Genomic DNA, 7238 nt, shown 5'->3' with positions numbered 1-7238 from the left:
GTGGGAATTGGAAAAAACGAGTTGCATAAGCTTTTTCCGACTCAATAAAATTGAAATTAGTTGATTTTGTCATAATAAAAACTCCCTTTCTATACTCGACCCATGCTGTCTTAAAAGAGAGTTGCTAAAACATCTGACTTGTTTTAAAATACAAATCTGGTATGCTTTAACTGAATTACAAAGCATTCATTTAGCGGTGAGGCTTTGCAAATTCATCAGCATGTGTCTATTCTGGGTTGCCCAGTCGGCAACTTTTTTAAATTTCTAACAACAAAAATGGACTAAATAGCTTCAGTTAGCTACTTAGTCCATTGACTTCAATTTGTTTTTAACTATCCTTAACTTGTCCTTGGGGACTGGTTTGCGGTATAATTAACCTACAAATTAGTAACAATGTTCAGTCGATTTTAACTTGCCGGTGAAAATCGACTGAATCTAAGTAGCTGTCTGATAGCTACTTGCTAAACCAAAGGTCCCTGGTTCTTCGTGAACTGGGGATCTTTTTAGTTTAGCTTGATCTCTTCATTTGGTTGTTAAATTAATCTTAGTCTAGCATAGCGCTTACCTAGCGGCAACTTTATTTGGTTTTGTATAATTTCCATAACAAGGCCCTCTTTCTAAATATCATTGTCTGAAAAGGCATTAAATCCTCCTTGCAAGCGTTCTTTGGAATCAGATGGTGATTCTGTGCTATTTTTAGGTGCTTCTGGAGCTTTTAATTCATCTTTAACATAAGGATCACCTTGAGCCTTTAACCGTTCAATTTCGTGGATTAAAGCGGTTTTAACAAGTGTGGTTTTAGGAATTAATGATTTATCAAAGTAATCAAGGATTTCTTTGTCGACAATTTTCTCGGGATTTAGACGGACGTTCAAGGTTTTAACTTTTCCCATGATTACTTGCCCCCTTCGTTTTTAGCTTGTTGACTTAATCCGTACTTATAAAAGCCGTTAACATTAGCAACTTCTGTATTTTTAACAATAACTGCGTTAGTGAAAGTAGTATTCAAGATTTTTTGGTTAAGCAAATTGGCACCACCACCGGTAAAGAACAAAGTATCAATACTATTAAGGTTCTTTAACGTTGAAGTTACATTAGCAACTAGGCGCCGGGTAAATCGGTCAATTTCCTTGCAAACCAAATCAGTAATATCATCTTGACGATTTTTAGAAAATCGGTAGCTCCAATGATGTTGCTGATTTCCCTTTCGTAAATCTTTTTCTAATTGATAAAGGCTAGTATCGCCGTTAATCCCGTTGGCAATGGCTTCATATAGATCATTTACGCCGGTATTAAATTGATGGCGGTTTTTGCCACTTAGTTCAAAGTTTAAAATCGTATCAATTAGTATTGTTCCACCACCTACGTCAACAATGCCGACTTTTTCGTCTAATAGATTTTTATTCTGGATAAAGCCTTCATCATCTAGTAACTCGTTATATAAAGTGCCAATTGGTTGGGGCAAAATATAGACTTTACGAACTCTTACCGTCACAATTTTATCGTCAATAGTAACTTGATGTTGGCCCTCTAGGACTTTTAATAAAGCTTTTAATTGTCCTTGGTCAGCGTAATCTCCAGTTGGAAGTCCGGCAGTGACGACTACTTCTAAAACTTGATCTTTAGCCGCTTTGAAATCACTTGCTAATAATCCCAGCGCAAAATTGGCTAGTAATTTAAATGCTTCACTATTGTATCGAGCACCATACATGATTGTATCCGCTAAATATTCGTCAAGGTGAAGTCGGTCAATATCTCGACCCCATACGTACTTATCGTCGCTAAAAGGGACTGAATAAGTGTGTAGGTCATTATTCATTGTAGAATTGCCAACCGACATCGGCATGTCTGCTTGGTTTAAATATCTTGAAGGCAGTACATATTCAGCTTTGCTGCTTTTTAATTTTGTCTGCTTGTTTCCTAAATCTAAGCTAAAAATATCCATAAAGCACTCTCCTTGTATTGCATTATTTTGTGTATATACAGAATACCACATTACATGCTATTTGTAAATAAACAGAATCACAAAAAATGCAACTAAATTAAGTTGCATTACAAAAAGTACCGCTTTATTAGTTATTTTCGTTTAATCTTGTATTTCTTTCAACTTTTGATTACAAAACAAAAAGCAGTTTCTAAAAAGAAACTGCTTAAGTATTATTATTTTCAATAATTACCATTTAATATCGATCTTAATATGACCTAAAATTGAAGTTCTCATTTATCTCACCTCTTTAGTTATTTAAATTTGATTAAAACTCCATCTGTTGTTGGATGTAATTTTTGGCTTTTTTGTTTACCAGCAGAAGATTGATTAATTACTTTTTTCTTTTTCTTCATTCGGGTTACCAAGTTCCAATGTATGGTGGTGGACCAATATGAACCCCACTCATAAAACACATTATTTGTTCATCTCCTTGATATTAAAATCAATGCTTCATAATCACTTTAACTGTGACGTCCAAAGGATTAATTTTCATTTTTAACTCTTCCTTTCTTGATTACGATTCTAATATACTCATAAAAGACAAAGTAAAATAAGAAATGTCGTATTTGAAAAATAGTTTCGAATACGACATTTCTGTCATTTCAAATTTTTAATTATCTATTTTTTCGATATTTGTCAAAAAATAATTGAATTTGTTGTCCATATTCTGTCATACCTAAAAGACCAAAATTATTTATCGCAATCTTACAATTGTTTAATGCCTTCTTATTATTGGTTTTAAGATATTCAATGAAATTCTCAAAAAATAATAAATCGTTCTTATAAAAGAAGAGATCAGGATTAGTTTTAATTTGCGTCGCGCTTTGAATAAAAAAGTCTATATCGTTCAGTTTATGTTGCTCAATAGTAAAAACAAGTATATTGATAATAATCGCTAGAATTTTCTCTTGAATGTCAATATCATTTTCCTTTTGATATTGATTAATGATTTGTGTGGCTATCATCTTATCAGTATCTAAGTCAAAGAATCGCATAAAATTACAAAATAAGGTTATCTTAGCTTCATTAAGATTAGGAATATTAAAAATTTGTTCCTTTATTTTTCTCCTGACTTCATTGTCGGGGTCTTCATCTGGTTTTTTCATTGACTCTAGCCAGCCATCAACTAGTAATTTTTGTTCTTGCTTGTCTTTTTTCGCTAAGCTACTTTGATCGATTAAACTTTTAATGTGCTCAAGCTCTTTCTTATCGTTATTATAATAAGCATCTAGCATTAAATCATTAAAGTCTCGCAACTGCTGATATTTGAATTGATCATCTTGATCCAACCGGGTAAAAAAGTCCCGCGGTGAGATGTCATTATAGTGCAATAATGCTAATAGGTCACTTGCGGTAATTCGATGAATGTTTTTTTCTACTTTAGAATAATAAGATGGACTTATAATTTGCCCAATAAATTCTTTTTGTTTTTTGTTCTGGCTAAGTCGATATTCTTTTAAAAGTTCTCCAATGGTCATTTTGTATCTCCTTAAAAATTTCGAATACGACATTTTTCGTATTTTTATTATAGGACTTCTATTCTAATCTGTGAAAACTAAATAAGAAGGAGCCCTCTATTATGAATATTTTTCTAAAAAACAAAGACTATCGCCAATTTTCTATTGCCAGTTTTCTATCCAGTGCTGGTGATATTCTCTTTTATTTAGCATTAATGACTTATGCCAGTAAATTACAAAACTACTCACTTGCCCTATCATTAATTGCTATTTCAGAAGCAATTCCAAGATTTTTTGATATTTTTGGTGGTTATTTAGCTGATCGAACCCATCACAAATTCAAAAATATCTTCTTAATGTGTATGCTCCGCTTTATCCTATATCTTGTCGTTGGTTTGCTCTTTGCTAGTCATTTAAATGACTGGATCTTAGTATTAGCCGTTATTTTGATTAACCTTATCTCCGATACATTTGGTTCATATTCAAGTGGTTTAATTTCTCCCTTGGTGGCCGATATTGTTGGTAAAGAAGATTTTGGTATTGCTGAAGGCTTTACTAGTGGTGTTGCTGAAGTAATTAATACAGTGGCTCAATTTGCTGGTGCCGGTTTGTTACTGTTTATGTCTTACTCTAGCTTAGCCTACTTCAATGCTCTTACTTTTTTAATTGCTGGTTTTTTTTATTTAAGAGTCGGCTACATACATCAGAAGAAGGGTAAATCACTTGAACATCAAGAAATAAATAAGAAAAATTTCTGGGAAACTATGAAAACTTCTTATAAACAGGTCAGAAAACAGCATAGTTTGTTGAGTGTCGTACTGATCATAGCTATTTTAAATGGCATTTTGGATGCCATGGAAGCTTTAATCCCAATTGTCATGGCTGGTCATCGCTCTACGATGATTATTTCTACTTACAGTTTCACGATTGCTATTATTGGAGTAATTATCAGTGTTGGTGCCGCCTTAGGTAGTATGTTCGGCCCACAATTATTTAAAAAAGTTTCTATTTTTACTGTTATTATTCTAGCTTTGATTTTTGGCTTTGGTGTTACCAGTGGTGCCTTGATTGCTAATCTTTATGTAATTTTACCTTTCTATTTCTTGTTAGCAGTAACTGCTAGTTTAGGCTCTATTAAACTAACTCAATGGCTAGTAACAACTGTCGATCATAAAATTTTAGCTTCCAGCGTCGGGCTATTAAATACAATTTTAATGATAACGGCACCAATTATGACGACCTTTTTTACTAGTATTTCTGGTTTTAGCAACATTAAATATGCTCTATTGATTTTGTTAATTATAGAAATTTTAGTTTTGATAATCACTGTTAAAATATGTATTCAAAGTAAAAGAAAATTACAGACTACTAAAAGAGTTATGTCTACACGAACCGAGTAATTTAATAAGGAGCTGGGCTTGCGCTAAATACTTGTGCTATGACAACTGCTCCAGTGATGACTACAGTCTTCACTACTATTTCAGGTGCAAGCGATGTTAGTTTTGCTTTGATCGCATTGCTGGCTGTAGAACCTGCAGCAACCGTAAAAGTTACTGATTAATTAATAATGTTTAACAAAAAAGCCTTGTTAAGATATTGGCGTATCTTCTCAAGGTCAAGCTCATTGATTAGACCAATTAATCAATAAGTGATTTTTAAACTTTCTTATGTTTCCATTTTAGCAAGGTAAACACTATAATTCAACAGTTTAAAGCAGTGAATTATGAGAGAAAGTAATAAAAAAGATGATTAACAGGCTATAGTCAATGAGTTTGACTATAGCTTTTTTAGTGGGTTGATAACCCTTAACGCTTAGGGAACGGCTATCCATGTTAATCACTAATTTAAGCCCCTCAGTTGCTGGAGAAGCGCCAGTCTGGGAGTAAACTACCATAGGTAAGCTAAACCTGGTATTTCGCAAATACTAAAGACGTGGCAAATTGTCCATGCGGGTTGATTAACCTAATTGAGTCAATAAGGAAGCCTTGGAAATGCTAACGACTATCCTTTAGATCGTAATGTTCAAGTTTACTCGAGTTATTGAACAGAAACAAAAAAACTCTCGTCCAACGTGACGTAAAACCGAGATCGAAAAGGAACAAGGGCAGGGTGAGTTCAAACGGTCGGCGAAAATTAATTGCTGAGATCTGAAGCAAAAAAGCTTGATTTTTGAGCAATTAATTTTCGACTGTACGGAAGCCATACGCCTCTACCTTTAAGCCCCGTGGGGCGTGAGAGATTTTTTTATGGGCTTTTTAGGTTGGTTGGGGTTTGGAATGAATTTGTTTATTTAGAAAAAAGTAGTAGGAACTGGTTAGGAAGCAGTAGATATGAATTAGTCAAAGAAGCCTTATGGTCAGAATGGGATTGTTGGAATATGGGAGTTAGTAGTGGAGGTTTTAGTGAATGATTGAAGGAGACTAGTGTTTCTCTGAAAAAGTAGAGGGTGAAGAAAGTTATCTGATGAAGCAGTTATTGATTAGGAAGTCAAAGGAAGGGCGTAGTGCCGGGGTTTCAGGAAGATTAACAATAGTTAGACTGTTACAGGATAACTTAAAGGGAAAATTGGTAGAAATGGATGAAATGACAGTTGGATTTAGGTTAAGGATTGGACTGTTTCAGGGCTTGGTCAAAAGTTTATGAAGTTAGTGGATTAGGTGTATTTGATTGAGTAAAGAAATGGTTTTGTTAGGGCAGTCCTTGACGAAGTAGCAAAAGAGCAGTTAGAAGTAAAACGATAGTGGCATTTTTGAAAATGAAAAGCTAATATGTAAACATTAGCTTTGGAGATTTAAGCATGGTGCTACCATGTGCTTGATATAATGTGTTTAGGAATAAGTTAAGCTAACATGACGTTAACTGTGCAGAGAGTAGGCGGTCATTTGACCGTCTTTTTTTATGCAAACAAAAAGAAGCCTGTTAAAGCAAGCTCCTAGGTGTCGATTATTTTCGTTTAAATAATTCTTTAGTGATGTCAGTTACTCGGTCTGGTATTCCGTATGATTGCATGAAGAGACCAGGTTCTTCGAAACAGTCGCCTTTTCTGCAGGAATAATCATAGATTAGTTTTACTGAAAAGATGTCAGCTGGATCTTCTTCAGAGTTATGCCCTGCAAAAGTTTGATTTCTGTGTGAGTCTAGGTCGCCATTAGCCAGCATAATATGACCTATTTCATGACCAATTGAGAACGGCACCTCTTCTGGGCGATACCAATTTATGTTAATAATGGCCAAGCGGTGTTGCTTTAAAGATAAGGGGCGATAAGTTGGATTTACATCAACAAATTCAACTACAATTTCGTGTTTTTTAGCATAGGCTAATAACCAGTCTATGAGTTCTTGTCTATTCTGCTCTGCTGTTGTCATGCCGCTTTATAAGTCCTTTTTTGATGTCACGTTCCATAAGTTGACGAACTATGTTAAGGTAGTCATCTGGAATGGTATAGCCATGATAGTAGTATGGTACTTCACCATCTATTGAGATACCCCCGGTTTCATCAGACTTAGGCGCGGGATTATCTGTCTTACCACTTAAGTAGCCAGTGGATGTATGTAGTACATCTGCGACTGCATTGAGGGCGTCAATGCCCGGTCTTTGATTTTTCCAATTGTAAATACTATTCCTTCCCAAACCTGCTTTATCGTTTACCTCACGGAGGTTCATTTTGTATTTTTTTGCTAATTCTTTTGTGCGCTCTAATTCAATCATGTCAGCCTTTCTCGAATATTTGTTCAGAAAAAATAATAGTTTTTTAGCTCTTTTTATTGAAGATATTAGTTTATTAGCTTATAGT

General features: G+C 34.4%; 7 protein-coding genes. 2 read left to right on the top strand and 5 right to left on the bottom strand.

Features of this window, described 5'->3' with window-relative positions:
• Positions 1-617 precede the first annotated feature (617 nt).
• From HMPREF0518_RS02365 to HMPREF0518_RS02355, 3 genes are all read right to left on the bottom strand, one after another.
• On the bottom strand, positions 618-893 hold the full coding sequence (locus HMPREF0518_RS02365; RefSeq protein ID WP_003625713.1) for a hypothetical protein: 276 nt from the start codon (positions 891-893) through the stop codon (positions 618-620).
• Positions 894-895: 2 nt separating this feature from the next.
• Complete coding sequence (locus HMPREF0518_RS02360) at positions 896-1945, bottom strand: ParM/StbA family protein (RefSeq protein WP_023192763.1); 1050 nt, start codon at positions 1943-1945, stop codon at positions 896-898.
• A 656-nt stretch (positions 1946-2601) separates the two neighbouring features.
• A complete protein-coding gene (locus tag HMPREF0518_RS02355) occupies positions 2602-3465 on the bottom strand; it encodes a helix-turn-helix domain-containing protein (RefSeq protein ID WP_003625710.1) in 864 nt (287 codons plus the stop codon).
• A gap of 101 nt (positions 3466-3566) precedes the next feature.
• On the opposite strand from HMPREF0518_RS02355, the gene HMPREF0518_RS02350 reads away from it, so the two are divergent.
• Both HMPREF0518_RS02350 and HMPREF0518_RS10915 read left to right on the top strand, forming a co-directional pair.
• On the top strand, positions 3567-4844 hold the full coding sequence (locus HMPREF0518_RS02350) for an MFS transporter (protein ID WP_003625709.1): 1278 nt from the start codon (positions 3567-3569) through the stop codon (positions 4842-4844).
• Positions 4845-4882: 38 nt separating this feature from the next.
• Positions 4883-5005, top strand: a complete 123-nt coding sequence (locus HMPREF0518_RS10915; protein ID WP_003625708.1) for a hypothetical protein — start codon at positions 4883-4885, stop codon at positions 5003-5005.
• Positions 5006-6387: 1382 nt separating this feature from the next.
• Here the strand turns inward: HMPREF0518_RS10915 and HMPREF0518_RS02340 are convergent.
• Complete coding sequence (locus tag HMPREF0518_RS02340) at positions 6388-6810, bottom strand: hypothetical protein (RefSeq protein ID WP_003625703.1); 423 nt, start codon at positions 6808-6810, stop codon at positions 6388-6390.
• Positions 6788-7153 carry a helix-turn-helix domain-containing protein gene (locus HMPREF0518_RS02335; RefSeq protein ID WP_003625701.1) on the bottom strand — a complete coding sequence of 122 codons (366 nt, stop codon included), beginning with the start codon at positions 7151-7153 and terminating at the stop codon, positions 6788-6790. Before HMPREF0518_RS02335 ends, HMPREF0518_RS02340 begins: the two co-directional genes overlap by 23 nt.
• Positions 7154-7238 lie beyond the last annotated feature (85 nt).

The organism is Lactobacillus helveticus DSM 20075 = CGMCC 1.1877, from assembly GCF_000160855.1.
GTDB classification, from domain to species: domain Bacteria; phylum Bacillota; class Bacilli; order Lactobacillales; family Lactobacillaceae; genus Lactobacillus; species Lactobacillus helveticus.
Note: the sequence above shows the minus strand (reverse complement) of the source record. Positions and strands in the feature narration are given on the sequence as shown.